Source organism: Paractinoplanes deccanensis (assembly GCF_016862115.1).
Taxonomy (GTDB): domain Bacteria; phylum Actinomycetota; class Actinomycetes; order Mycobacteriales; family Micromonosporaceae; genus Actinoplanes; species Actinoplanes deccanensis.
Window position 1 is genome coordinate 1 of sequence record NZ_BOMI01000142.1, and the last position, 24617, is coordinate 24617.

Consider the following 24617-nt stretch of genomic DNA (forward strand, 5'->3'; position numbering starts at 1 on the left):
ACCGGGAAAGCCGCCCACGCCACCGGGAAAGCCGCCCACGCCACCGCGGAAGACGACTACGCCGCCGCCCTGGAGCTGGCCACCCGCCTCGACGCGTGGGACGCCGACCGGCGCGTGGACCTCGCCCTCGAAGCCCTGGGCGCCTGCACCGACCGCACCCGCGAGTTGCGCACGCTCTCCGTCGGGCAGCGCTACCGCGTACGGCTGGCCTGTCTCCTCGGCGCCCGCCAGGACCTGCTGCTTCTCGACGAGCCGACCAACCACCTCGACGCCGGCGGGCTCGCCTTCCTCACCGAGCGGCTGCGCGACCACCCCGGCGGTTTCGCCCTGGTCAGCCATGACCGGGCCCTGCTGCGCGACGTGGCCGGCGAGTTCCTCGACCTCGATCCGACCCGGGACGGCCGGCCCCGCCTCTACGCCGGCGGCTACGACGGCTGGCGGGAGGGCCGCCTGCGCGAGCGCCGCCGCTGGGAGCAGGACTTCGACGAGCAGCGGGCCGAGCATCAGCGCCTCACCGAGGCGGTCGACCGGGCGCGTGACCGGCTCAGCACGGGCTGGCGCCCGCCGAAGGGCACCGGCAAGCACCGCCGCCAGACCCGTGCCCCGGGGATCGTGCAGGCGCTCAACCGCGAGCAGGAGCGCCTGGCGGCGCACCGCGTCACCGCTCCCGTGCCGCCCCCGGCGCTTCGGTGGCCCGTGCTCGACGTGCGCAAGGGTGTGCCGCTGGTGCGTGCTCACGGCGTACGGCTCGAAGGCCGCCTGGACCACCCCCTCACCGTGCGGGTCGACGGGGGTGACCGGCTGCTGGTCACCGGGCCGAACGGGGCCGGCAAGTCGACGCTGCTGGCGCTGCTCGCCGGCGAGCTCGAGCCGACGTCCGGAACGGTGCAGCGGTACGGCCGGGTCGCCCTCGTCGGCCAGGAGGTGCCCGACGGGCTGCGGCCGCCAGGCGAGCACTTCGGGCTGCTCGACGCGGAGGCCCTGCGCACCCCGGTCGATCGTCTGTCCCTGGGGCAGCAGCGGCGCCTGCACCTGGCCGTGCGCCTCGCCGCCCGGCCGGACCTGCTGATCTTCGACGAGCCGACGAACCACCTGTCGGCCGCGCTGGTCGACGAGCTGACCGGGGCGTTGCGGGCCACGCCGGCCGCGGTGATCGTGGCGACGCACGACCGGCAGTTGCTCGCCGACCTGGCCGACTGGCCCCGAGTGACGCTATAGCGGCTCGATCACCCGGTTGCGGGTGTGCTGGTAGATCACCGAGCTGCGGAAGCCGACGATCTCGCGCCGCTGGCTGAACCGGTCCATGAGGAAGGAGTGGAGGGCGTCGACGCTCGGCACCGCCACGTGCACGAGGAAGTCGTCGCCGCCCGCCACCACGAAGACGGCCAGGACCTCCGGCAGCCCGGCCACGTAGCCCTTGAAGCCCTCGATGACGTCGCGGCTCATCGGCCGCACCTGCACGTGCAGGAAGGCCTGGACGTGCCGGTTGAGCGCGCCCAGGTCGACCTCCGCGTGATAGCCGATCAGCACGCCGCGGTCGCGCAGCAGCCGCACCCGTTCGAGGCAGGTCGACGGCGCGACGCCGACCGCGTGGGCCAGGTCGCGGTTGGTCAGCCGGGCATTGCGCTGCAATTCCCGCACGATCGCCGAATCAATGTCGTCCACCGTCCCCCACTTCCCGGCTTCCGCCGAACATCGTTCGGCAAGTCTGCGTCCGGTCCGGCCAGGCGTCTAGCTTTCGCTCAGATCATCGATCAAGCCGTACGGAGGAAAGCCATGTTCCCGCATGACCGTGTGATCGTGCGCCGGGGTCCCGAGTCGGGAGTGCCCATCATCGTCGCCGTGCACTCGACGGCTCTCGGGCCGGCGCTGGGCGGATGCCGCATGAAGGCGTACCCGGACTGGCGGGACGGCCTGGAGGACGCGCTGCGCCTCTCGGCCGCGATGTCGGAGAAGTGCGCGCTGGCCGGCCTGCCGCACGGCGGCGGCAAGACCGTGGTGGTCGCGACCGGCGCGTTCGACCGAGATGCCGCGCTGCGCGACGTGGGTACGGTGATCGAGGAGCTGGGCGGTGCCTACTGGACCGGCCCGGACGTCGGCACCGGGCCCGCCGACATGCTCACGATCGGCGAGCGGACCCGGCACGTGTTCTGCCGCCCGGTCGCGGCGGGCGGCAGCGGCGACTCCTCCCCCGCGACCGCGGCGGGCACGGTGGCCGCGCTGCGGGCGGTGTGCGGCGATCTGCCCGGCCGCAGCTTCGCCGTGCTCGGGCTGGGCCACGTGGGCGCGCGGGTGGCCCGCCTGCTCGCCGAGGCCGGGGCGAAGCTCGTGCTCAGCGACGTCGACCCGGCCCGCCGCGAGGTGGCCGGGGAGCTGGGCGCCGACTGGGTCACCCCGGACGAGTGCCTGACCGCCCCGGTCGACGTGCTGGTGCCGGCCGCACTGGGCGGGGTGCTGACCGCGGAGGTCGTTCCCCGGCTGCGCTGCGCGGCCGTGGCGGGGCCCGCCAACAACCAGCTGGCCGGCCCCGCCGTCGCGGACCTGCTGCACGAGCGCGGGATCCTGTGGGCGCCCGACTCCGTGGTCAGCGCCGGCGGGGTGATCGGCGCGACGGGGGCCGAGCTGCGCCACGAGTCGCCGGCCGAGGTGACCGCCCGCCTGGACGGCATAGCGGCCACCCTGACCGGCATCTTCGCGACCGCGGAGCGCGAGGGGGTCACGCCCGCGGCAGCGGCGGCGGCCGAAGCACGCCGCCGCATGGCCGCGGCCCGGTCTTGAAGATCACCAGGCGAAGCGGCGGCGCTTCTTCTGCGGCTGGCGGCCGAAGCCGGCGAGCACGTCGGCGCCCTGGCGCATCCACCGGGTGGTGCGGGTCGGGCCGCGGCGGGCCTCCAGCCGCTCGCTCAGCTTGCGGAAGCCGGCGGCGGCCAGCGGAACGGCGACGGCCATGATGACGAAACGGCGAACCATGCTGAAAATCATCGTCTGCTCCTCGATGTCGTTCGCCCGGTACATACCCCTAGGAACCGGGACGGACACTCTCCGCGAGCATCCGAATGGCCAGCCCGGCGTTGCGGCCCGCGAGCTCCGGACACGGCCGGCCGGGCCCGTGTGCCGCCGAGATACGGCCCGTGGATCACACCGTCGCCGGCGGCCGGCCAGTGCACGACCTCCAGGCCGGTGGCCGAGAGCCGCACGCAGACCGGGACCTCCGGGCCGCCGCGGATCCGGTTCCAGCGGGGCTTCGAGCGCTCCGCGCGCGTCCCGGAAGCGGGAGACGCCCGGTGCCACCGGGAGCCGGGGCACGAGCGAGCGGGTCACGAGTCGAGGACCCGTTCCATCGCGGCGCGGGAGCGGCGGGTCAGGCGCAGGTAGCGGTCGACGAACTCGCCCGGGTCGCCGCCGCCGAGGAGTTGCACGGCGCCGGCCAGCTCGACGCCGTGGCGGGGCAGCTGGTCGGTGGGCCGGCCGCGCACCAGGGTCAGCGCGTTGCGGACCTGGGCGGCCAGCGTCCAGCCGGCGGTCATCGCGGCCGCGTCGACCTTGTCGATCAGCTTGGCCTGCACGGCCGCGTCCATGGCCTCGAGCGTGCGGGTCTTGCGCAGGCCCGCCACCGCGTACGCGTGGCGCAACTGGAGCAGCTGCACCGCCCACTCCACGTCGGAGAGCCCGCCCCGGCCCAGCTTGGTGTGGGTGTGCGGGTCGGCGTTGCGGGGCAGCCGCTCCACCTCGACCCGGGCCTTGATGCGGCGGATCTCGACCACCTGGTCGCGGGTCAGGCCGCCGTCCGGGTAGCGGATCGTGTCGGCGAGCCGCTCGAACTCGCGGCCCAGCGACTCGTCGCCGCAGACGAAGCGGGCGCGCAGCAGCGCCTGCGCCTCCCAGACGCGCGACCAGCGGGCATAGTACTGCTGGTAGGCCGCGAGGCTGCGGACCAGCGGGCCCTGCCGGCCCTCGGGCCGCAGGTCGGCGTCGATGCCCAGCTCGGGGTCGGGCGCGGGGGCGGTCAGCGACCGGCGCAGCTCCTCGGCGATCGCCAGCGCCCCGGCGCCGTTGTCGGCGCCGTCGTAGACGAAGAGCACGTCGGCGTCGGAGGGGTAGCTCATCTCGTAGCCGCCGAGCCGGCCCATCCCGATGATCGCGAAGCGCATGCCGGCCGGGCCGGGCTTGGCGCGGCGGGCCACGGCGAGCGCCGCGTTCAGCGTCGCGTCGGTGACGTCGGACAGCGCGATGCCGAGGGCGTCGACGTCGATCGGCTGCGCCGGCGCCAGGTCGCCGGCGCGGCTCAGGATGTCGGCGCAGGCCAGCCGGAACAGCTCGCGCCGGCGCAGCGCCCGGATCGCGGCGATCGCCTTGGCCGCGTCGTTCCCGTGCCGCTCGGCCGCCGCGGCGAAGCCGTCCATCAGCGACTGGCGCTGCCTCGGCTGGAGCTCGGCGTCGTCGGCGAGCAGCCGCAGCGCCTCCGGGTCGCGGGTGAGCAGGTCGGTCGCGTACCGGGAAAGGCTGATCACCCGGGCGAGCCGCCGGGCCACCGGGCCGCCGTCGCGCAGCAGGCGCAGGTACCACGGCGTGCTGCCCAGCTTGTCCGAGACGTGCCGGTAGTTGAGCAGGCCGCGGTCGGGCTCGGGCGCGTCCGCGAAGTCCTGGAGCAGCATCGGCAGCAGGTGGCGCTGGATCGCCGAGGTGCGCGTGACGCCGCCGGTGAGCGCCTGGAGGTGGCGCAGCGCCCCGGCCGGGTCGGCGAAGCCCAGGGTCTTGAGCCGGCGGCCGGCCGACTCGGGGGTCATCCGCAGCGCCTCGGCGGGCACCCGGGCGACCGCCTCGAGCAGCGGCTGGTAGAGCAGCTTGACGTGCAGGCGGCGCACCTGGGCGGCGTGGCCCACCCAGTCGGAGCGGAACGCCTCGACGGCGTCGCGGCCGGGCATCGCCGTGTAGCCGAGCGCGGCGGCCAGCCAGCGCAGGCCCTGCGGATCGTCGGGCACGGTGTGCGTACGCCGGAGCTGTTGCAGTTGCAGGCGGTGCTCGACGCCGCGCAGGAACCGGTAGCCGCGCAGCAGGGTCTCGCCGTCCTCGCGGCCCACGTAGCCGCCGGCGACCAGCGCGCGCAAGGCCGGCAGGGTGCCACCGGAGCGCAGCGTCTCGTCGACGCGCCCGTGCACGAGCTGGAGCAGCTGCACGGCGAACTCGATGTCGCGCAGGCCGCCGGGGCCGCGCTTGATCTCGCGGTCGACCTCGTTCGGCGGGACGTTCTCGATGATCTTGCGACGCATGTCGCGGACGTCGGCGACCGCCTCGGGCCGCTCGGCCGCCTGCCAGACCAGCGGGGCCAGGTCGTCGATCCACTGCTGCCCGAGCGCCAGGTCGCCGGCGGCGGGACGGGCCTTGAGCAGCGCCTGGAACTCCCACGTGCGCGCCCAGCGCCGGTAGTAGGCCTGGTGGCTGGCGAGGGTGCGCACCAGCGGGCCGCGGCTGCCCTCGGGGCGCAGCGCCGCGTCGACCGGCCAGGCCACCTGACCGCAGATCTCGATCAGCCGGGCCGCGATCGTGGTGGCCGCGCCCAGGTCCTCGTCGGTGTCGGCGACGAAGATGACGTCCACATCGGAAACGTAGTTGAGCTCGTTGCCGCCGCACTTGCCCATCGCGACGACGGCGAGGCGCGGCTCCTTCGGCACGGCGGCGACGGCGACGGCGTACGCGGCGCCGAGCGTCTCGTCCGCCAGCCGCGACAGCGCCGCCATCGTCGGCTCCAGCCCCCGGCCGCCGGTCAGGTCGGCCGCGGCGATCCGCAGCAGCGCCACCCGGTAGGCCCGGCGCAGCTCGGGGATGCCGGGCACGCCGTCGATCTCGAGCCCGCCCTCGGCGTTCGGCGGCAGGCCGGTCTTGCCGGTGGCCAGCACCCGCCAGTCGTCCGGGTTGGCGACCAGGTGATCGCCGAGCGCCGACGACGCGCCGAGCACCGCGACGAGCCGGCGGCGCAGCCCGGCGTCCTGGGCCAGCGCCTCGAGGATCGCCTCGGTCGCCCCGTTCACGGTGATCTCGCCGCCGGGGCCGGTGACCCGGCTGCCGTTGCTGCGCGCCTCGGCCCGGCCGGCCGCGTCGACCAGCCGGTGCAGCTGGCGCAGCGCGAGGGTGGGGTCGGCGGCCCGGGACAGCGCGGTGAGCAGCTCGGCCGCCTCGCCGCCGGTGGGCGCCTGCGCCTCGGCGTCCCAGAGCCGCAGCCCGGAGGGGCCGAGCAGGTCGGCGGCGCGGACACCGTCGTCGGCGAAGCCGTACCGGGCGAGCCGGCTGGGCCTGGTCACGGTGCTACTGCCCCAGCAGCGGGAGGGTGCGGCCCGTGCCGGGTGCGGGTATGTCGGCGTCGGGCAGCGTGCCCAGGGCGAGCGCGGCGAACCGGGCGGCGAACGGCTGCCACACCTCCTCGACGTCGGGCAGCACCTCGGCGCTCGCGTAGACGACCGCGTCGGGGTCGAAGCCCAGCTCGTCGACGGTGGCCCGGTCGGCCGCCACCCACTGTTCGATCATCGCTGCGTCGCACTCGATGTGGAACTGGAGGCCCCACGCCCGGTCGCCGAGCCGGAACGCCTGATGCGGGTAGCGGCCGGAGGCGGCGAGCAGCACGGCCTTGAGCGGCAGCTCGGTGATCTCGTCGCGGTGCCACTGGATCACGTCGGGCAGCAGCGGCACCCACTTGAACAGCGGGTCGGTGTCGGCCGCGTCGCGCTTGCCGACCAGGCCCGGGCCGATCTCGGGACCGGACGTGCTGCGCTCGACCAGGCCGCCGTGCGCGGTGGCGAGCAGCTGACCGCCGAGACACACCCCGAGCGTCGGCACGCGGTGGCGCACCGCCTTGCGCAGCAGCCCCTCCAGCGCGGGGAACCAGGGCGCCGCCGGCTCACCGGCCGCGCCCGGGTAGGCGCTCTGGTCGCCGCCGAGCACGACCAGCGCCAGGTAGCCGTCGAGCTCGGCCGGCAGCTCGTCGCCGAGGTGCGGGCGCAGCACGGTCAGGCTCAGGCCGGCCTCGGTCAGCCACTCCCCCAGCCGGCGCAGGTCGGCGGTCGGGTCGTTCTCGATGACAAGTGCGGTCGCCACGCTCACGAGGCTATCCCTTCCCCGGGCCGGGCCATCCACGCACGGCCGATAACCCCTCGGCGCGTCACCGCTGCGCTCGGTACGGTGCACGCGGGAACGCCGGACCTGGGGGGACAGAGATGACGGACGCGCCGCCGCAGCGCATACGGGTGTCGACTTTGGAGCTTTTCTTCGACCTCGTCTTCGTCTTCACGATCACACAGCTGGCCGACACGCTCGCCGAGGACTTCGGCTGGGAGACGTTCGGCAACGTCATGCTCATCCTGTTCGTGGTCTGGTGGATGTACTCGGGCTACGCCTGGCTCACCAACGCGGTCGCGCCGACCAGCACCACGCGCCGGACCCTGCTGCTCGCGGGCATGGCGGGCTTCCTGGTGATGGCGCTGGCCATCCCGGAGGCGTTCGGCGAGTACGGCTGGCTGTTCGGCGCCAGCTACCTGGTCGTGAACGTGGTGCACTCGGTGCTGTTCCGCACCGCGGGCCCGGCGGCGGCGCAGGCAATGCGGCTGCTGGCCCCGCTCAACATCGTCGCCGCGGTGCTCGTGCTGACCGGCGGCCTGGTTCCCGAGCCCTGGCGGCACATCCTGTGGATCGCCGCGCCGCTGCTCCAGGTCGCCACCGGCTACCTGCACGACATCGAGATGCACTCGATCTCGGCCGGTCACTTCGTCGAGCGGCACGGGCTGGTCGTCATCGTGGCGATCGGTGAGTCGATCATCGCGATCGGCCTGGGCTTCCGAGACGTGCACCTGGGCCTGCCCGAGGTGCTGGTGGCCGTGCTCGGGCTCTGCGTCGCGTACTACTTCTGGTGGTTCTACTTCGCCGTCGACGAGTCGCGCGCCGAGCGGGTCCTCGCCGGCACCGGCAGCCCGCTGCGGCGGGCGCGGCTCGCCCTGAACGGGTGGGGCTACGCCCACTACCCGATGCTGCTCGGCATCCTGATCGCCTCGGTCGGCATCAAGAAGACGGTCGGCCACGCCATGGAGCCGCTGAAGTGGGGCTCGGCGCTGGCCCTCGGCGGCGGCGTGGCGCTCTACCTGATCGGGCACGCCACCTTCCTCCGGCTGCTGCGGCTGCGCGGCACCCTCCACCGGCTCGCCGGGGCGGCGGTCGTGCTCGCCACCATCCCGCTCGGCCACGTGACCGCGATCGGCCAGCTGGCCGCGATCGTGGTCATCATGGCGGGTACGGCCATCATCGAGGACCTTCCCGAGGTGCGCCGGTCCGGCTCCACCGCCATCGGCGACTTCGGCCGCACCCCGCACGAGGGCTGAGCGCTACGGCGTCCAGCGGGCCACGAGCTCGGTGTCCTCGGTCTCACCGGTCTCGTGGAAGCCGAGCGTGCGGTAGAGGTGCCGGGCGGCGGTGTTGTCGGCGGCGTAGCTGAGCGCCACGTTCGGGGTGCCGGGCTCGGCGATCAGCCGCTCGCGCAGCTTGCGCACCGCCGCGTGCCCGATGCCCTGCCGCTGCCGGCGCGCGTCGACGACGAGCCCGCCGATCCAGGCGCTGCGGTCGTCGTCGACCGCCCACATCGCGAAGCCGGCCACCTCGCCGCCGACCGTGACGGCGACCGGGTTCCACAGCCCGCCGTAGGTGCACAGGCAGAGGTAGTAGGTCACGGCGTTGACGAACCGCTGCTGATCGGGGTGGACGGTCAGGGCGGCGCAGTCCCGCCAGTTGTCCGCCGTGACCGGCACCAGCTCGACTTCAAGATCAATGGGCATCGGGCCATTGTGCCCGCGGTGGCCGTCCGGCGTGTGCCCCCGCCGGACGGCCGCCCCCCTCCTGCGGATCAGAGCCGGTCGGCGTCCATCACGGCGCGGGCGAACTCCCGTGGCGCCTCCTGCGGGACGTTGTGGCCCACGTCGAAGGTGCGGTGCTGGTACTTGCCGATGAAGTGCTTGCGGTACGAGCTGCCGTTGCCGTCCGGCGTGAACGGGTCGTACTTGCCGTCGATCGTGATCGTCGGCACCGCGATCGGCGGCGCGGCCTGGAGCTTCTTCTCGATCTCCGCGTACTCGGCCTCGGCGGGCGCCAGGCTGAGCCGCCACCGGTAGTTGCCGATCACGATGGGCACGTAGTCGGGGTTCTTGAACGCGGCGGCCGTGCGGTCGTAGACGGCCTGCGAGAAGTTCCACGTCGGCGAGTTGAACTTCCAGATGAACTGGCCGAGCTCCGACGTGTACTCGGTGAGGCCCTTCACACCCCGCTCGGTGGTGAAGTAGTACTGGTACCACCAGGCGTTCTCGGCCGCGGGCGGCAGCGGCGTCAGGTTCGTGGCCAGGTTGGTGATCAGGTATCCGGTGACCGAGACGAGCGCCTTGACCCGCTCCGGCCACAGCGCGGCGATGATGTCCGCGGTGCGCGAGCCCCAGTCGTAACCGGCCAGCACCGCGCGCCGGATCTTCAGCCGGTCCATCAGGGCGAGGATGTCCAGCGCGAACGCGGCCTGGTCGACGTTGCGCGGCGTCGACGCCGACCGGAACAGGGTGGTGCCGTGCCCCCGGAAGTACGGCACGACGACGCGGTAGCCGCGAGCGGCGAGGAGCGGCGCCACGTCGACGTAGCTGTGGATGTCGTACGGGAAGCCGTGCATCAGGATGACCGGGGTGCCCTTGGCCGGGCCGAGCTCGACGTATCCCACGTTGAGCACGCCGGCGTCGATCTGCCGGAGCGGCCCGAACGGCCCGGCCTTCGCGCCGGCGCCGGTGACCGGTGCCGCGGCCTCGGCGGTGCCGCGCATGATGAGGGGTGCCACCCCGGCGGCCAGCGCGGCCGAGCCGGCGGCCTGGAGGAACTGACGGCGAGGATTGTTGGTGACCATGAGGAGCCTCTCTGACCTCGACAGTGGACGCCCATTCACGCTCACATGCGGCCCACCTCGCGGAACCCAGGGAGAGACCCTGGTCCGACCCCGCCTAGGGTGCCCAGGTGATCGAGCACACCGTTGGCGAGGTCTCAGGCCCGGCCGAGGAGCGCCCGCGCGAAACCGGCCTCCAGCCGCGCGGCGCCCCGGGTCACGGCGGGCAGGGTGAGCGCGAGGATCACGGCGGCGACGAGATAGAAGCCCACCGCGGTGCCGTACGAGTCACCGAGGCCCAGCAGCTCCGGCAGGTCGTCGTCGCCGTTGCCACCGGGCAGCGCCCAGCCCCACAGGCCCCAGGTCAGCCCGCCGAGGATGCCGGCGTACCAGCTCACCACGAACGAGAAGGCGACGGTGCTCGGGATGAACCGCAGGATCGCGTGCGCGAGGTCCCGCCAGGCCCGCGGATCGGCCAGCGGGGCGATCATGCGGCGCACGCCTGTCCCCGTACGGTAAACCGGATTCGCCAGCCCCAACCGGGCGCGCTCCACGGCGGCGAAACCGCGCGCCCACATCAGGGTCGCGGCGAGGATCGGCACGCCGGCCCACACCACGGCGAGGCCGAGACCGAGCGAGAAGCCGGTCACGCAGAGCGTGAGGGCGGCCAGCGCGACCGGAAATCCGGTGAGCACATAACGGGTGTCGGCGCCGAGCCGCGCGAACGGGCGGACGGCCATGACCGGGGCTTCGAGCTGTGTCGTCGTCATGCCCCGACGCTATGCACCCGGCGGCCGCCATCCGATCCGGTGAGCACGCCGATCGATGGTAGGGCCAGCCCTACCGCCCGCGCGCGTGCACCGCGACGGGCTGCCCCAGCCCCGGCACCACGGTGTCGAACTCGTGCACCAGCCCCAGCTTCGCCATGACCCGCGCCGACCGGACATTGTCGACATGCCGGATGCTGACCACCCGCTCCAGCCCGCACTCCTCGAACCCGAACCGCAGCGCCTCCCGGGCCGCCTCCGTCGCGTACCCCCGCCCCCAGAACTCACGCGCGAACCGCCAGCCCACCTCGACCGCGGGCAGCACCTCCGGCAGGAACTCGGGAATCGCCAGACCGGCCCACCCCAGCAGAACGCCCTCGGCACGCCCCTCGACCGCGAACAGCCCGAACCCATGCTGTTCCCACACCGCCCGCATCCGCCGAAGCCGCTCCGCACTCTGCGCCCGATCGAGCACGGACCCGTCCATGATGTAGCGCATGACCTCGGGATCCGCGTTCATCGCCGCGAGCCCGTCGAGATCGTCGTCCCGCCACTCCCGCAGAACCAACCGCTGCGTCTCGATCATCCCCAGAGCTTAGAGACCCAGGTGCCCGCCGGGGCGGCGCAGATCTCGGCAGTTCACCTGCGGGACCGCGTGGCCCAGGCGTTCAGCCCCGCCGCCGAGTCCAGGTCGTAGGGAGACGTGTAGGTGAAGTCGCCCGGGTCCTCCCAGGCCCAGGCCCGGGCTCGCATCGGCGAGCCGGGCCTGGTGCCGCCGTTCAGAAGGTGTGCTCGGCCGCCGGGAACTCGCCGCCGCGGACGTCGGCGGCGAACTGGCGGGTGGCCTCGGACAGGACGCCGGACAGGTCGGCGTACTTCTTGACGAAGCGCGGGGCCTTGCCGGTGCGCAGGCCGGCCATGTCCTGCCAGACGAGGACCTGGGCGTCGGTGTCGGGGCCGGCGCCGATGCCGACCGTCGGGATGTCGAGCTCCTTGGTGATGGTCTTGGCGACCTCGCCGGGGACCATCTCGAGGACGACGGCGAAGGCGCCCGCGTCGGCGACCGCGCGGGCGTCGGCGACCACCTGGGCGGCCGACTCGTCGCGGCCCTGCACGCGGTAGCCGCCGAGGGTGTGCTCGCTCTGCGGGGTGAAGCCGACGTGACCCATCACGGGGATGCCGGCGCCGGTCAGGGCCTCGATCTGGGCGGCGACGCGGCGGCCGCCCTCCAGCTTCACCGCGTGGGCGCCGCCCTCCTTCATGAAGCGGACGGCGGTGCGCAGGGCCTGGGTGGGGCCCTCCTCGTAGCTGCCGAACGGCAGGTCGGCGACGATCAGCGCGGTCTTCGTGGCCCGCACGACCGCGCGGACCAGCGGCAGCAACTCGTCGACGGTGACCGGCAGGGTGGTCTCGTAGCCGTACACGTTGTTGGCCGCGGAGTCACCGACGAGCAGCACGGGTACGCCGTTCTGGTCGAAGATCGAGGCCGTGTACTGGTCGTACGAGGTGAGCATCGGCCAGCGGTCGCCGCGGGCCTTGGCGGCCTGGAGGTCGCGGGTGCGCACTCGGCGAGTGGGCGGACCACCGTACAAGGTGGGAATTTCCGACATGTCAATCTCCTTCCCTCGAGGCCGCGCAAAAGCGGTCCCCGGGTTTCGAAGAAATCGTCGCACCGGAGGCGGCCCGTGGGTCAGGGGTCAGTGGACCTTTTCACAACCCATCGGATCACCCGCCGCCACCCTTAACCGGATCAGGCGCTTTTCCCCTCGCGGAACCTGTTGGTGATCGGCAGCCGGCGATCGCGGCCGAACGCCTTGCCGGAGATCTTGGTGCCCGGAGCGGACTGGCGGCGCTTGTACTCGGCGATGTCGACCATGCGCAGCACCCGGTCGACCAGGGCCTGGTCGTGGCCGGCCGCGATGAGGTCGTCGCGGCCCAGGTCGTGGTCGACGTAGCCGGCCAGGATCGGGTCGAGCAGCTCGTAGTCGGGCAGCGAGTCGGAGTCCTTCTGGCCGGGCCGCAGCTCCGCGCTGGGCGCCTTGGTGATCGAGTTTTCCGGGATGGGGGCGTCGGCCAGCGTGTTGCGCCAGCGGGCCAGATTCCAGACCATCGTCTTGGGCACGTCCTTGAGCGGGTTGAAGCCGCCCACCGAGTCGCCGTAGAGCGTGCTGTAGCCCACCGCGAGCTCGCTCTTGTTGCCCGTGGTGAGCACGAGGTGGCCGTCCTGGTTCGACAGCGCCATGAGGATGACGCCGCGCACGCGCGCCTGGAGGTTCTCCACCGCGAGGCCGGAGAGCGACATATTGGCGAGGAACGCGTCGACCATCGGCTGGATCGGCTCGACGCGGTAGTCGGCGCCGGTGCGCTTGGCCAGGTCGGCCGCGTCGTCCTTGGAGTGCTCCGAGGAGTAGCCGCTGGGCATCGAGACGCCGGTGACCCGCGAGGCGCCCAGCGCGTCGACGGCGATCGCGGCGACCACCGCGGAGTCGATGCCGCCGGAGAGGCCGAGCACCACCGAGCGGAAGCCGTTCTTGTTCACGTAGTCGCGCAGGCCCAGCACCAGGGCCGACCAGATCTCCTGCTCGTCGGCGACCCGCTCGGCGATGCCGCCGTCGCGTTTGTCGCCCGCGTGCGGCCGCAGGTCGGACATGGCCGCGATGCGCGCGATCGCCATGTCGTCGTCGATGCGCTGCTCGACCCGCGGAGCGGGCGTTTCATCCGTTTTGCCGGAAACATTGGGGGTGGAGTCGGCGGCCGGCAGCGACAGGTCGTGCACCAGCAACTGCTCGGTGAACTGCCCGGCCCGCGCGAGCAGCTCGCCCTCGGCGGTCACGATCAGCGAGTCGCCGTCGAAGACCAGCTCGTCCTGGCCGCCGACCATGTTCACGTACGCCACGGTGGCGCCGGCCTCGGCCGCGCGGCGCTTGACGAGCGGGAGGCGCACGTCGTCCTTGTTCAGCTCGTACGGCGATGCGTTGATGTTGACGACCAGGCCCACGCCGGCCTCGCGCGCCGCCGTGAACGGCCCACCGGCCTGCCAGATGTCCTCGCAGACCGTGAGGGCCACGTCGACGCCGCCGAGGCGCACCACGGTGAGGGTCGTGCCCGGCTCGAAGTAGCGGTCCTCGTCGAAGACGCCGTAGTTGGGCAGGTGGTGCTTGTAGTACCGGGCCACCACCTCGCCGCCGAGCAGCAGCGCCGAGGCGTCGCGGCGGCCGCGCCCGGGTGTGGCGTCGGCGCTCGTGTGCGGAGGGCCATCGGCGTCCACGTAGCCGACCACGACCGCCAGGTCGCCGAGGCCGTCGGACGCCAGGTCGGCCGCCAGGCGTGCCAGCGCATCGCGCGAAGCGGAGACGAAGGAGTTGCGGAAGACGAGGTCCTCGATCGGATAGCCGGTCAGCATCATCTCGGGGAAGGCGACCAGCTGGGCGCCCGCGTCCGCCGCCTCCCGCGACCACCGCCGGACGGCGGCCGCGTTTCCGGCGATGTCGCCGACCGTCGAGTTGACCTGGGCCAGGGCGATCCGCAGCGTGGGCATGACCCTTATTCTTCCCCAAGGGATCGCGCTTGCATCGCCACCCGGGACATCGCCACAGTGCCCGGCCAGCGTAATGTCGGCGTAACCGGACGAGGGAAGACTGGCCTGCTAGGCCATCACTTATAGGGGTGAACGGTGGACCGACAGCAGGAGTTCGTGCTTCGCACTCTCGAGGAGCGCGACATCCGTTTTGTCCGGCTCTGGTTCACCGACGTGCTGGGCACGCTCAAGAGCGTGTCCGTCGCCCCGGCCGAGCTCGAGTCCGCCTTCGAGGAGGGCATGGGCATCGACGGCTCGGCCATCGAGGGCTTCGCCCGGGTCTACGAGAGCGACATGGTCGCCATGCCCGACCCGACGACCTTCCAGGTCTTCCCGTTCGAGGGCGGCGCCAGCGGCGAGAGCGCCCGCATGTTCTGCGACATCCTGCTGCCCGACGGCAGCGCCGCCTGGGCCGACCCGCGCCACGTGCTGCGCCGCGGCCTGGCCAAGGCCGCCGAGAAGGGCTTCACCTTCTACACCCACCCCGAGGTCGAGTTCTTCCTGGTGCAGGACGGGCCGCTCGACGGCTCGGTGCCGATCCCGGTCGACAGTGGTGGCTACTTCGACCACACCACCCACGCGATCGCCCGCGACTTCCGCCGTCAGGCCGTGCTCGCGCTCGAGCGCATCGGCATCTCGGTCGAGTTCAGCCACCACGAGGTCGCCCCCGGCCAGCAGGAGATCGACCTGCGGTACGCGGACGCGCTGACCACCGCCGACAACATCATGACGTTCCGGCACGTGGTCAAGGAGGTGGCGCTCTCCCAGGGCGTGCGGGCGACCTTCATGCCCAAGCCCTACACGGACCAGCCCGGCAGCGGCATGCACACCCACCTGTCGCTGATGGAGGGCGAGCGCAACGCCTTCTACGACGCCGACGACCCGATGAAGCTGTCCAAGACGGCCCGCTCGTTCATCGCCGGCCTGCTGGTGCACGCCCGCGAATACACCGCCGTCACCAACCAGTGGGTCAACTCGTACAAGCGGCTCTTCCCGCTCCAGCTGCCCAACGCGATCACCGAGTCGCCGGCCTTCGTCAGCTGGGGCCACCTCAACCGCTCCGCGCTGGTGCGCGTGCCCGCGTTCGGCAAGCCCAGCTCGGCCCGCGTCGAGGTCCGCTCGATCGACTCGGCCACCAACCCCTACCTGGCCTTCGCCGTCATGCTCGGCGCCGGCCTCAAGGGCATCGAGGAGGGCTACGAGCTGCCGCCGGGCGCCGAGGACGACGTCTGGTCGCTCTCGCCCGCCGAGCGCAAGGCCGCCGGCTACGAGGCCCTGCCGGAAAACCTGTCCGAGGCCATCGACGTGATGGAGAAGTCCGAGCTGGTCGCCGAGGTCCTCGGCGAGCACGTCTTCGACTTCTTCCTGCGCAACAAGCGCGCCGAGTGGGAGCAGTACCGTCGCGAGGTCACGCCCTACGAGCGCCAGCGTTACCTGGGCGCGCTGTAGTTATGTAGACGCCTTCTTGTACGGTCTCTCCTGACGTCGCCAGCAAGATCCGACCAGGGAGAGGCCGTGCTCGAAGATCTGCTCGAAGGTGCTGGTCGCAGCATCGTTTTCGGTATCGTCGGCATCGGCCTGATGGCCGTCGGCTACCTCCTGATCGACCTGCTCACCCCCGGCAAGCTGCGCGACCTCATCTTCGTGGAGCGCAACCCGAACGCCTCGCTGCTGCTCGCCGCCAACCAGCTGGGCATCGCGGCCATCGTCTTCACCGCGATCTTCACCAGCTACTCCGACTTCGGCCAGGGCCTCGCCTCGACAGTCATCTTCGGCCTCATCGGCATCGTCATCATGGGCCTGGCGTTCCTGGTCCTCGACTGGATGACCCCGGGCAAGCTGGGCGAGGTCATCTGCACCCCCGAGCGCCACGGCGGCGCCCTCGTCAGCGCCGCGTCCCACTTCGGCGCCGCGCTCATCGTCTGCGCCTGCATTTCCTGAAAGAAGAAGAGGTACGGGGATTCGCAAGCTCGCGCATCCCCGAGCCCGGCTCCGTGCCGTCCCGGCCTCCCTGCCGCGGCCGCCGGGTTGTCCTGCAACGTCAGACCCGGCGGACCCGCCGGTTTTGTCCGCAACGTCAGACCTCGCCGGGTTTGTCTCGCCGCGTCAGACCCCCGCGGCGGCCGAGCGCAGCAGCAGGCCGCCGCCGTAGGCCAGGGCCGCGATCGTGCCCACCAGGAAGACGAACGCCCAGATCGCGCTCGGGATCAGCGTCAGCGACTGCAGCGACACCGCGTCGTTGGACTCGTCGTCGTACTGACGGGCCAGCACGAACAGCAGCATGCGCTGCACGGCGCCGATCAGCAGGAACCACACCCACATGTGCGTGTAGAGGGCCTGCACCGGCCCGTCGGCCCTGGTGGCCACCATCCAGATGACGACGATCAGGGCCGGCACGAGCAGCCACCCCATCAGCCCGCGCACCGCGATCAGCATGACCACCAGGAACGCCAGGCTCGCCCACAGCACCTGCTGCACGTGCCCGTGAATGAGCATCCAGGCTCCCATCAGCCCGAACGCCGACGGCCCGAGATATCCGGCGAGCAGGATGACGATGGTGAACAGCCACGGGACGTCGCCCGCCGGCTTCACGGCCCCGCTACCGTCCCGCTGAAACCGGATGGACTCGATCGACCGGAAGAGCAGCTTCGCCAGCAGCGCGTGCCCGCCTTCGTGAGCGATCACCAGAGCGAACTTGCTCACGTACCACAGCGGCACTGCCAGCACCCACGACAGCAAGGCCGCGGTCCACGCGACATTCGACCCCCCGGCCATACCGGCAAGCTAACGACCACCCCGCGCCATTCACCACGGCCGATCGGCCGACCGGTTCTGGCCCCGCACCGTCTGCCCGGCAGGATGAGGGGATGGACGAGGTGTGGACGGTGGTGCCGCGCAGGGGCGGCGTCGAGGTGACTCTGACGGCCGGGCCGCCCCACCCGCTGGTCGCGCGGCTCACGGCGGCCGAGCTGTCGGCGGCCGAGCAGGCCATGGCCGGTGTCGCCGAGTCGGTGCGGCGCGGCGAGTTCAGCCGGCCGCGCCTCGGCCAGGCGTTCCGGGACGCGATCGGGCGCGACCCGTTCCGCCGGCGGAAGACCGTCGAGCCCGGCCCGCTGTGGCCCGGCCTGGCCGGCACCGTCGTCGGCTTCTCGTTCGCCTCCCACCATTCGGAGGTCCTGTGGCTGCGGCTTGCCGGCTACGGCGTGGGCCTCGCCGCGCTCGGCGACCTCGCCGCCCAGGTGTGGCGCAGGATCGCCCGGCGCCGCGACGGCGCGCGGGAGTCGTAGTCAGCCGACGCTGCGCACCGGCGGCGGCAGCCACTCGCCGGTGAAGACCTGCTTCCTCGGCAGGTAGAGGCGCATCGTGACGCCGAGCGGGCCGGGCGGGGCCGGTAGCCAGTTCGCGACCCGGTCCGGGCCGGGATTGTCGTGCTGGATGGCGATGTCGAGAGAGCCGTCGGGGTTGAAGCGCAACGGGTCGCGGTCGCCGATGGCGAAGCGGTCGATCTCGTTGGCGGCGTGGAAGCCCTCCGCGTCGTACATCGTGATGGACCAGAACGCGTCGACCGGCGGCAGCTCGCCGGCGCCGAAGTGGAGGAGGTAGCGGTTGGAGCCGTCCAGCGGCTTGCCGTCCGCATCCGCCTGAAGCACGGGATAGACGGCGTCCTCGGGATGGTTGGCACCCAGCCCGACGGTGGCGACGACGGCCCGCTTGGCGTAGTGGTCGCCGTAGACGCCCATGGTGTCGATGTTGTGCAGCCAGCCGTTGACCACCGGGGCGGTCCGCGGCAGCGTGCGCAACAGCTCGGCCTGAGCCGCGCGGGGCACCTCTGCCAGCGCCTCCCGCACGAGCTCGGGTTGCTGCCGCAGGTCGAACGGCTGCCCGGCGACCAGGCCGATGCGGCGCAGCCGTGCCAGCTGGCTCCAGTCGGTCAGGTGCGGCGGATGCACGGCGGCGAGCTCCGCGGCGAGCGCGAAGTAGTCCGCCGCCGGCATCCGGTTGACCTGGCGCAGCGGCTCGGTGTCCGGGTCCACCGACGGATCGTCGACCGGTTGCGGCTCGGGCGGGGCGCCGCCCCATGACGACAGCGGGCCGGCCGTCAGCCGGTCCTGGAACGCGCGGACGGCCGGATAGTCGGCCGGGCCGTTGGCCTGGACCCGCCCGATGATCCAGACGGTCGGCGTGGGCGCCGGGATGTGCTCGACGCCGTCGGGCAGGGAGCCGTGCCATCCCGGAGCGCTCAACGCGAACGAGAACGGCTCCGGGCCGCTGGTGCGGGTGCCCGGCGCCGCGAACACGTCGGTCCACATGTCGTAGCAGGGCAGCATGAAGAACCGGTCGCCGGCGGCCGGCGCCGAGACGATCATCGGCTCGGCCGAGAGGTCCAGCCAGGCGAGCGAGTAGAGCGTGTCGAAGTTGGGCCGCACGACGTCCCGGAAGTCCGCCGCCGGGTACGCCCGGATGTGATGGAAGGCGTTCATCGGCCCGCGGCCCGCCCGGACGCCCGTGCGCCCCGCGCTCGCCTGCCGCCGCGTGATCTCCATCGTCACGAGGGGATAGAAGTACACGTACGCCTCGATGCCGATCTGCACTGTCTCGTCGCGCGTGAGCCTCGTGTTCGTCGCCATGCCCGGCAGTCTCCGCGCGGGCCGGGCGCCGGGCGTCATCCGTACCGAATGACCGGGTCAGGTCACTTGAACTCGATCTTGCCGGGGCCGTCGGCGGGGACCGGCCAGGCGGCGTGGTCGAGGCCGAGCGAGAAGCGCAGGTAGGCGGTGGTGACGCGCTGGATCAGCGCGACGCGCTCCGGGCTCTCGTCGGTGGTCTCGGCGGCGTTGTAGCCGGTGATGCCGCCGAGGGAGTGCTCGCCGCCGAAGACGGTGAGCAGGGCCTTGGGGGCCGGGCTCTCGAAGTAGGCGTCGGTGAACCAGTCGGGGCCGCGGGTGGACAGGGCCGACTGGTCGTTGTCGCCGGCGACCACGAGGGCGGGCGTGGTCATGGTGGTGAAGTCGGGGTTCATGAAGGGGAAGTGCTCCGCGGCGAACGGGGTCAGGCCGCCGTTGCCCGCGGCCGCGAGCAGGACGCCCGCCTTGACCCGGTCGTCTGCCATGTCCGAGTTGTCGTTCATGACGCCGGCGCCGAGGAGCATGCCGACCGTCTGGGCGCCCCAGGAGTGCCCGGCGACGGCGACCTTGTCGCGGTCGATCGTGGTGCCGGCGGCCTCCTCGACAACATCGAGCGCGTCGAGGACGTGGCGCACGTCGTCGACGCGGAGGCGCCAGATCAGCGGCGTGCGGGGGTCCTCCGGCGGCAGGGCCAGGGTGCGCGAGTCGAGGTGGGTGGGCTGGACGACGAGGAAGCCGTTCGCCGCCCAGTGGTCGGCCAGCGGGGCGTAGCCGTCGAGCGACTGCCCGAAGCCGTGCGAGAAGACGATCACCGGCAGGTCCCGGCCGCCGGCCGGCGCGGTGATCCGCACCAGCAGGTCGTCGCCACGACCGGGCGCGGGCAGCACGACGGGCTTCACCGAGGCGATGGTTTTCATGGATGCTCCCGTTCTGACATCATGGAACAAGCGGAACCTCGTTCCGCTAGCCACGATACGGAACAATGTTCCGTTTGCCAAGGGGAGACGTATGCCGAAGCGCGCCGACGCCCAGCGCAACGAGAAGGCCCTGCTCGACGCGGCCGCCGCCGCGTTCGTGGAGTCGGGGGTGGACGCGCCCGTGCGCGACATCGCGGCGCGGGCCGGTGTGGGCGTCGGCACGATCTACCGGCACTTCCCCACCCGCTCCGACCTGATCGCCGCCGTCTTCCGGCACCAGGTGGAGGCCTGCGCCGAGGCCGGTCCCGCGCTGCTGAAGAGCAACGACTCCCCGCACGCCGCGCTGGCCGCGTGGATCGACCTCTTCGTCGACTTCCTGGTCACCAAGCACGGCCTGCCGGAGGCGCTGCACGAGCAGGGCCTGCACGCCTACTTCGTGGAACGCCTCGTCCCGGTCTGCGGGCAACTCCTCGGCGCCGCCTGGAACGCCGGCGAGATCACGGCGACGGTCGAGCCGATCGGCCTGCTGCGCGGCGTCGGCAACCTCTGCATCGGCGCGGGCCGCGACGACGGCTACGACGCGCGCCAGATGGTCGGCTTCCTGATCGAGGGCCTCCGGGCACCCGCCGGGTCACGCTAGCTCGAACTGGACCTTGCGAGTCGCCGGGTCGGCCACGGTCAGGCGGGCCCGGATGCGGGCACCGAGCGGGAGGGCGCCCTTGCAGCGCGCCCGCACGGCGGGGTCGTCGACGGCGATGGTCCCGTCGTCGTCGAGCACGGCGGCCGGGAAGACCTCGCCCACCCGGTCGTGCAGCAGCACGGCCTCGGTCAGGTCGATCGCGCCACGGTCGGCCGCGCCGGCCAGCCGGTCGGTCTCGGCCATCGTCTTCGGCAGCCTCGGCAGGGCCTCCCGCGCCCAGGCCGGCACCGGCGTCCCGGCGGCGAGGGCCAGGCACACCTCGGTCGCGTACCGGTCGGCCAGACGTCGCAGCGGGGCCGTGACGTGCGCGTACGGGGAACCGACCCCGCCGTGCCCGGTGATCTCGGGGAGCGGGCCGTCGAAGGCCGTGTACGCCGCGCCGCGCAACAGCTCGGCCGCCTGGTCGAGGAAGGCCGCGCCGCGCGGGGAGGCCGGGTCGACGGTGGCCACCACCTCGCCGACCGGGGCGCCGGCCGGCCAGAGCACGCCGAGCGACTTCGCCGCGGCCTGGAGCTTCGCGACGGCCTCGGGCTTCGGCGGCGGCATCGTGCGCAGCAGCCCCACGCCGCCGCGCAGCATCAGGCCGGCCGCCGCCATGCCGGTGAGCAGCGAGATCTGCGCGTTGTGCTCCTCGACCGGCAGCGGGGCCCGCAGCACCAGCCGCCAGCCGCCGCCGTCGCGCTCCACCTCCTGCTCGGGCAGGGGCAGGTTGACCGCGCCGCGCTCGGTGGCCCGCTTCGCGAGCAGGGCACCCAGTTCGGGCAGCAGCTGGTACGGCTCGCCGGCCGTCCCGGCGTCGACCTCGCGCTGCACGGTGACGTAGTCGAGCTTGGCCCGGCTGCGCACGCGGGCCCGCTCCAGCGAGACGGCCGTCGTGGCGCCCTCGGCGTCCAGGTCGATGGTCCACACCACGGCGAGCCGGTCCACGTCCGGAAAGAGGCTCACCGCCCCCTCGCTGAGCACCGGCGGGTGCAGCGGGATCCGGCCGTCCGGCAGGTAGATCGTCTGCCCGCGCACCCAGGTCTCGGCCTCGAGCGGGCCACCCGGCCGCACGTACGAGGCCACGTCGGCGATCGCGTAGCGCACCCGGTAGCCGCCGTCGCGCCGGCTCAGATGCATGGCCTGGTCGAGGTCGCGCGACGAGGCCGGGTCGATCGTCACGAACGGCACGCCGGTCAGGTCGGCGGCCTCGGTGACGGCCCGGCCCGCGGCGGCCTCGGCCTCGGCGAGCGCGCCGGCCGGGAACTCGCCCGGCAGCCTCAGCTCCCGCCGCAGCCCGGCGAAGTCGATGTCCGGGGCCCACACGCGTCTGATCGGCACGGCTCATTCCTATCAGCCCGGACACGCCGGGAGGGCCGCGCCATCCGGCACGGCCCTCCCTTTTGTTCGCTTCAGACGCTCATCGGGCGCGCTTGGCGGTGGCCTTACGGCTCGATGTCGTACGCGCGTCCATCATGTCCGCGGCCGGCGTGTTCCCCGCCGCGGCCCGGCGCGCGGCCGCACCCGTGGTGGCCTTCGCGACCCGGGAGGCGTTGGTCGACGAGTTCTTCGCGGTCGGGCCGGCCTGCCGCGTGTTCGTCGCCTTCGCGGCCCGGCTGCGCCCCGCGGTCGTCTCGTTGGCCGCCGACCGTTTGGCGGACAGCCCGGCGGCCGGACGGTTGCCACCCTTGGCGACCACCGGGCTGAGACCGGCCACCTTGGCCACGGCCGAACGCGGCGCCCCCGCCGCGGCCGCCTTCTTGTTGGCGGTCGCGACCGCCGCGGTGGCCTTGGCCGGCGCCGCCTTCTTCGCGGGCGCCTTCTTGGCCGGGGCCTTCTTGGCGATGGCCTTCTTCGCCGCGGTGGTCGCCTTGCTCACCGCGGAGCGGGTGGCGGCCTTGCCGGTGGTCGTGGCCTTGGTGGCCGCCTTCTTGACGGCGCCGGTGGCCTTGGCGGCGGCAGCCTTGGCCGGGGCCGCCTTCGTGGCCGCGGTTTTCCTGACCGCCGCCTTCTTGGCCGGGGCCTTCTTGGCCGGGGCCTTCGTAGCCGAGGCCTTCGTAGCCGAGGCCTTCGTAGCCGAGGCCTTCGTAGCCGGAGCGGCCTTCGTGGCCGTGGCGGCCGTCCTGGCCGCACCGGCCGTGGCCTTGCGGGCCGAGGCGGTGCCGCTGCGCGCGCTCTTCGCCGCGGCGGTGTTGGCGGCCGCGGTCTCCTGCATCGAGGTGGACCGCCCGGCGACCTTGCTCGCCGACGCGGCCCGGCGCGACGCCGCGCTCTTGGCGGCCGCGGTGTTCGCGATCGCCGTCTCGTCCATGGCGCCCGCCCGGCTCGCGACCTTGCGGGCCGACCGCGCGGCCGCGCTCTTCGCCGCCGCGGCGTTGGCGGTCGCGGTCCGCGCCGTCTCGGCCGCCCGGCCGGCGGTCTTCTTCGCCGCGGTGGCGCTCCTCGCCGCCGCGCTCTTCGCCGCGCCCGCGTTCGCCGTGGCCGTCCGGGACACCTCGGCCGAACGCCCGGCGACCTTGCGGGTCGACTCCGCCGCCCTCTTGGCCGCGCTCTTGGCCGCCGCGGCGTTCGCCGCCGCGGTGCGCGCGGTCTCGGACGAACGGCCGGCCGCCTTCTTCGCTGCGGTTGCCGTCGCCTTGGCCGGGGCCGCCTTCGCGGCCATCTTCTTCGCGGCCATGCCGGTGGCCTTGGTCGCGGTCCTTCCGGTGCCGGTGCCGGTGCCGGTGCCGGTGCCGGTGGCCCTGGTCGCGGTCCTGGTTCCGGTGGCGGTTGCCTTAGTGCCGGTGCCGGTGCCGGTGCCGGTGCCGGTGCCGGCCTTGGTCGCGGTGGTCTTGGTACCGGTGGCCTTGGTGGCCGCCTTTGTCGCGGTCTTCGTCGCCGTGGCCTTGGTCGCCTTGGTGGCGGCCGTAGCTCTGGTGGCGGCGGTGGCTTTGGTGGCGGCCGTGGCTTTGGTGGTGGCCATGGCTTTGGTAGCGGCCGTGGCTTTGGTGGCGGCCGTAGCTTTGGTGGCCGTGGCCTTGGCGGCGGTGGCCTTGGCGGTCGTGGCCTTGGTGGCCGCTGTGGCCTTGGTGGCTGCCTTCGTGGCCGCCTTGGTCGCTGCCTTCGCGGCCGTCGCCTTGCTCGCGGCCGCCTTGGTCGCTGTCGCCTTGGTGGCGGTGGACTTGGTGGCGGTGGACTTGGTGGCCGTCTTCTTCGCGGGCGCCGTGCCGCCGGCGGCCTTGCGGGCGCTCGGCCGAGCCACCCCGGCCGGAGCCGCGCCCTGGCCGCGCACGCGCGCCGCCTTGGGGGTGCCCCGCTTGGCGGTCCTCGCACCCGCCGCGGTGGCCGTCTCCAGGTCGGGAGCCGCCACGAGGTCGTTCTCCATGTCCGCCGCCGGAGCCGAGCCGACCCCGTCGTCGATGGTCGCGGTGGTCATGTTCGGGGTGGTCCCCATCGCCGCCGCTGTGCGCCGCGGCGTCACCGGCCGCCGCCCGCCCCGGGCCCCGGCCGTCCGCGCCGGCCGCACAGCCTCGCCGGCCGCGGCACCGCGCACAGCCCCGGTGAGGCCCGTCCTGCCGGACGCCTTGACCGGCGCCTTGGTTCCGGCCTGCTTGGGCGCGATCGCCTTGCCGACCACGCTCTTCAGCGTCGTGGCCTTGCCGGTCCTCGCCGCGGCGGCCGCCTTGGCACCGGTGGCCGCCTTGGTTCCGCTCGTCAGAGCCGCCTTCGCGCCAGCCCCGACCTTCGCGGCGGCCCCGACCTTCGCGCCGGCCCCGACCTTCGAAACCGCCTTCGCACCGGCCCCAGCCTTCGCGCCCGCGGCGGGCTTCGGCGCGCCGGGCTTGGGCGGCGCCGGCTTCGGCGCGGCCGGCTTCGCGGCGGTGGCCCGCGCCGGCTTCGCGGCAGTGGCCCGCGCCGGCTTGGCGTTCCCGGCCGCGACCTTGGCGGTCGTCACCTTCGGCCCCATGCTCTTGGCCGCCACCGACCGGGCGGCCACCGGCTTGCCCACCTTCGCCGCACTCCGCGGCTGGGGCGCCACAGCCTTGCCGGCGCCCGCCCTCGAGGCCGCGGCGCCCCCGGCCGCGGACTTGGGCGCCGTCTTGACCGCCGCCTGCTTCGACGCCACGGACTTGACCGCGCCAGCCTTCGAAGCCGACGCCTTCGCGACCGCAGTCGTCCCGGCC

The 24617-nt window shown here is 73.2% G+C and carries 23 protein-coding genes; 8 read left to right on the forward strand and 15 right to left on the reverse strand.

All coding sequences use genetic code 11. From position 1 onward, the window contains the following. Nucleotides 1-1218: ATP-binding cassette domain-containing protein (locus tag Ade02nite_RS34225; protein WP_203772888.1), on the forward strand; the 1218-nt coding region annotated here is incomplete at its 5' end. On the opposite strand, the gene Ade02nite_RS34230 is transcribed toward Ade02nite_RS34225, so the two are convergent. Beyond that, the gene (locus Ade02nite_RS34230; RefSeq protein ID WP_203772890.1) at nucleotides 1213-1665 is read right to left on the reverse strand and encodes an Lrp/AsnC family transcriptional regulator; all 453 of its coding nucleotides are present in this window, start codon (nucleotides 1663-1665) and stop codon (nucleotides 1213-1215) included. The genes Ade02nite_RS34225 and Ade02nite_RS34230 overlap by 6 nt on opposite strands. A gap of 111 nt (nucleotides 1666-1776) precedes the next feature. Between Ade02nite_RS34230 and Ade02nite_RS34235 the strand changes: the two genes are divergently transcribed. Continuing rightward, nucleotides 1777-2778 (forward strand): Glu/Leu/Phe/Val family dehydrogenase, encoded by a 1002-nt coding sequence (locus tag Ade02nite_RS34235; RefSeq protein ID WP_203772892.1) that lies wholly within the window; start codon nucleotides 1777-1779, stop codon nucleotides 2776-2778. A gap of 3 nt (nucleotides 2779-2781) precedes the next feature. Here the strand turns inward: Ade02nite_RS34235 and Ade02nite_RS34240 are convergent, their stop codons facing one another. The 3 genes from Ade02nite_RS34240 to Ade02nite_RS34250 form a co-directional block, all read right to left on the reverse strand. Further along, entirely contained in the window at nucleotides 2782-2982 is a 201-nt protein-coding gene (locus tag Ade02nite_RS34240; RefSeq protein WP_203772894.1) for a hypothetical protein, read from the reverse strand. 335 nt (nucleotides 2983-3317) lie between these two features. Next, the gene (locus Ade02nite_RS34245) at nucleotides 3318-6299 is read right to left on the reverse strand and encodes a bifunctional [glutamine synthetase] adenylyltransferase/[glutamine synthetase]-adenylyl-L-tyrosine phosphorylase (protein WP_203772896.1); all 2982 of its coding nucleotides are present in this window, start codon (nucleotides 6297-6299) and stop codon (nucleotides 3318-3320) included. Nucleotides 6300-6303: 4 nt separating this feature from the next. Beyond that, nucleotides 6304-7089 (reverse strand): type 1 glutamine amidotransferase, encoded by a 786-nt coding sequence (locus Ade02nite_RS34250; RefSeq protein ID WP_203772898.1) that lies wholly within the window; start codon nucleotides 7087-7089, stop codon nucleotides 6304-6306. A 119-nt stretch (nucleotides 7090-7208) separates the two neighbouring features. On the opposite strand from Ade02nite_RS34250, the gene Ade02nite_RS34255 reads away from it, so the two are divergent. After that, nucleotides 7209-8363 (forward strand): low temperature requirement protein A, encoded by a 1155-nt coding sequence (locus Ade02nite_RS34255; RefSeq protein WP_203772900.1) that lies wholly within the window; start codon nucleotides 7209-7211, stop codon nucleotides 8361-8363. Nucleotides 8364-8366: 3 nt separating this feature from the next. On the opposite strand, the gene Ade02nite_RS34260 is transcribed toward Ade02nite_RS34255, so the two are convergent. The 6 genes from Ade02nite_RS34260 to Ade02nite_RS34285 form a co-directional block, all read right to left on the reverse strand. Continuing rightward, entirely contained in the window at nucleotides 8367-8813 is a 447-nt protein-coding gene (locus Ade02nite_RS34260) for a GNAT family N-acetyltransferase (protein ID WP_203772902.1), read from the reverse strand. A 68-nt stretch (nucleotides 8814-8881) separates the two neighbouring features. After that, a complete protein-coding gene (locus Ade02nite_RS34265; protein ID WP_239169253.1) occupies nucleotides 8882-9913 on the reverse strand; it encodes an alpha/beta fold hydrolase in 1032 nt (343 codons plus the stop codon). Nucleotides 9914-10047: 134 nt separating this feature from the next. Next, nucleotides 10048-10659, reverse strand: coding sequence for a sensor domain-containing protein (locus tag Ade02nite_RS34270; RefSeq protein WP_203772904.1), 612 nt, complete (start codon nucleotides 10657-10659; stop codon nucleotides 10048-10050). 70 nt (nucleotides 10660-10729) lie between these two features. Beyond that, a complete protein-coding gene (locus Ade02nite_RS34275; protein ID WP_239169254.1) occupies nucleotides 10730-11242 on the reverse strand; it encodes a GNAT family N-acetyltransferase in 513 nt (170 codons plus the stop codon). A gap of 193 nt (nucleotides 11243-11435) precedes the next feature. After that, on the reverse strand, nucleotides 11436-12266 hold the full coding sequence (panB, locus tag Ade02nite_RS34280; RefSeq protein WP_203772906.1) for a 3-methyl-2-oxobutanoate hydroxymethyltransferase: 831 nt from the start codon (nucleotides 12264-12266) through the stop codon (nucleotides 11436-11438). Nucleotides 12267-12406: 140 nt separating this feature from the next. Next, nucleotides 12407-14194: an NAD+ synthase gene (locus tag Ade02nite_RS34285; protein ID WP_203772908.1), complete on the reverse strand. Its 1788-nt coding sequence runs from the start codon at nucleotides 14192-14194 to the stop codon at nucleotides 12407-12409. Between the two features lie 135 nt (nucleotides 14195-14329). Between Ade02nite_RS34285 and Ade02nite_RS34290 the strand changes: the two genes are divergently transcribed. Continuing rightward, entirely contained in the window at nucleotides 14330-15682 is a 1353-nt protein-coding gene (locus tag Ade02nite_RS34290; RefSeq protein WP_203772910.1) for a glutamine synthetase family protein, read from the forward strand. 66 nt (nucleotides 15683-15748) lie between these two features. Beyond that, nucleotides 15749-16174: a DUF350 domain-containing protein gene (locus Ade02nite_RS34295; protein WP_203772912.1), complete on the forward strand. Its 426-nt coding sequence runs from the start codon at nucleotides 15749-15751 to the stop codon at nucleotides 16172-16174. A gap of 165 nt (nucleotides 16175-16339) precedes the next feature. Here the strand turns inward: Ade02nite_RS34295 and Ade02nite_RS34300 are convergent, their stop codons facing one another. After that, a complete protein-coding gene (locus Ade02nite_RS34300) occupies nucleotides 16340-17008 on the reverse strand; it encodes a M50 family metallopeptidase (protein ID WP_203772914.1) in 669 nt (222 codons plus the stop codon). A gap of 92 nt (nucleotides 17009-17100) precedes the next feature. Between Ade02nite_RS34300 and Ade02nite_RS34305 the strand changes: the two genes are divergently transcribed. Further along, entirely contained in the window at nucleotides 17101-17520 is a 420-nt protein-coding gene (locus Ade02nite_RS34305) for a hypothetical protein (RefSeq protein ID WP_203772916.1), read from the forward strand. Here Ade02nite_RS34305 and Ade02nite_RS34310 read toward each other — a convergent pair whose 3' ends face one another. Both Ade02nite_RS34310 and Ade02nite_RS34315 read right to left on the reverse strand, forming a co-directional pair. After that, nucleotides 17521-18861, reverse strand: a complete 1341-nt coding sequence (locus Ade02nite_RS34310; protein WP_203772918.1) for a DUF1254 domain-containing protein — start codon at nucleotides 18859-18861, stop codon at nucleotides 17521-17523. Nucleotides 18862-18923: 62 nt separating this feature from the next. After that, nucleotides 18924-19805 (reverse strand): alpha/beta hydrolase family protein, encoded by an 882-nt coding sequence (locus Ade02nite_RS34315; RefSeq protein WP_275409969.1) that lies wholly within the window; start codon nucleotides 19803-19805, stop codon nucleotides 18924-18926. A gap of 61 nt (nucleotides 19806-19866) precedes the next feature. Between Ade02nite_RS34315 and Ade02nite_RS34320 the strand changes: the two genes are divergently transcribed. Next, entirely contained in the window at nucleotides 19867-20415 is a 549-nt protein-coding gene (locus Ade02nite_RS34320; protein ID WP_203772922.1) for a TetR/AcrR family transcriptional regulator, read from the forward strand. Here the strand turns inward: Ade02nite_RS34320 and Ade02nite_RS34325 are convergent. Together Ade02nite_RS34325 and Ade02nite_RS34330 are read right to left on the reverse strand one after the other, a co-directional pair. Beyond that, a complete protein-coding gene (locus Ade02nite_RS34325; RefSeq protein ID WP_203772924.1) occupies nucleotides 20407-21795 on the reverse strand; it encodes an RNB domain-containing ribonuclease in 1389 nt (462 codons plus the stop codon). The genes Ade02nite_RS34320 and Ade02nite_RS34325 overlap by 9 nt on opposite strands. A gap of 79 nt (nucleotides 21796-21874) precedes the next feature. Continuing rightward, nucleotides 21875-24070: a hypothetical protein gene (locus tag Ade02nite_RS34330; protein ID WP_203772926.1), complete on the reverse strand. Its 2196-nt coding sequence runs from the start codon at nucleotides 24068-24070 to the stop codon at nucleotides 21875-21877. Here Ade02nite_RS34330 and Ade02nite_RS34335 point away from each other — a divergent pair. Then, nucleotides 24045-24617, forward strand: a 573-nt coding sequence (locus Ade02nite_RS34335; RefSeq protein WP_203772928.1) for a hypothetical protein, incomplete at its 3' end; no start/stop codon positions are given. The genes Ade02nite_RS34330 and Ade02nite_RS34335 overlap by 26 nt on opposite strands.

What these genes read in the sequence shown, in the direction of transcription:
- Ade02nite_RS34235 (WP_203772892.1), top strand. Translation starts at nt 1,777, where the DNA reads ATGTTCCCGCATGACCGTGTGATCGTGCGCCGGGGTCCCGAGTCGGGA.
- Ade02nite_RS34240 (WP_203772894.1), bottom strand. Translation starts at nt 2,982, where the DNA reads ATGATTTTCAGCATGGTTCGCCGTTTCGTCATCATGGCCGTCGCCGTT.
- Ade02nite_RS34255 (WP_203772900.1), top strand. Translation starts at nt 7,209, where the DNA reads ATGACGGACGCGCCGCCGCAGCGCATACGGGTGTCGACTTTGGAGCTT.
- Ade02nite_RS34260 (WP_203772902.1), bottom strand. Translation starts at nt 8,813, where the DNA reads ATGCCCATTGATCTTGAAGTCGAGCTGGTGCCGGTCACGGCGGACAAC.
- Ade02nite_RS34265 (WP_239169253.1), bottom strand. Translation starts at nt 9,913, where the DNA reads ATGGTCACCAACAATCCTCGCCGTCAGTTCCTCCAGGCCGCCGGCTCG.
- Ade02nite_RS34270 (WP_203772904.1), bottom strand. Translation starts at nt 10,659, where the DNA reads ATGACGACGACACAGCTCGAAGCCCCGGTCATGGCCGTCCGCCCGTTC.
- Ade02nite_RS34275 (WP_239169254.1), bottom strand. Translation starts at nt 11,242, where the DNA reads ATGATCGAGACGCAGCGGTTGGTTCTGCGGGAGTGGCGGGACGACGAT.
- panB (WP_203772906.1), bottom strand. Translation starts at nt 12,266, where the DNA reads ATGTCGGAAATTCCCACCTTGTACGGTGGTCCGCCCACTCGCCGAGTG.
- Ade02nite_RS34285 (WP_203772908.1), bottom strand. Translation starts at nt 14,194, where the DNA reads ATGCCCACGCTGCGGATCGCCCTGGCCCAGGTCAACTCGACGGTCGGC.
- Ade02nite_RS34300 (WP_203772914.1), bottom strand. Translation starts at nt 17,008, where the DNA reads ATGGCCGGGGGGTCGAATGTCGCGTGGACCGCGGCCTTGCTGTCGTGG.
- Ade02nite_RS34305 (WP_203772916.1), top strand. Translation starts at nt 17,101, where the DNA reads ATGGACGAGGTGTGGACGGTGGTGCCGCGCAGGGGCGGCGTCGAGGTG.
- Ade02nite_RS34310 (WP_203772918.1), bottom strand. Translation starts at nt 18,861, where the DNA reads ATGGCGACGAACACGAGGCTCACGCGCGACGAGACAGTGCAGATCGGC.
- Ade02nite_RS34320 (WP_203772922.1), top strand. Translation starts at nt 19,867, where the DNA reads ATGCCGAAGCGCGCCGACGCCCAGCGCAACGAGAAGGCCCTGCTCGAC.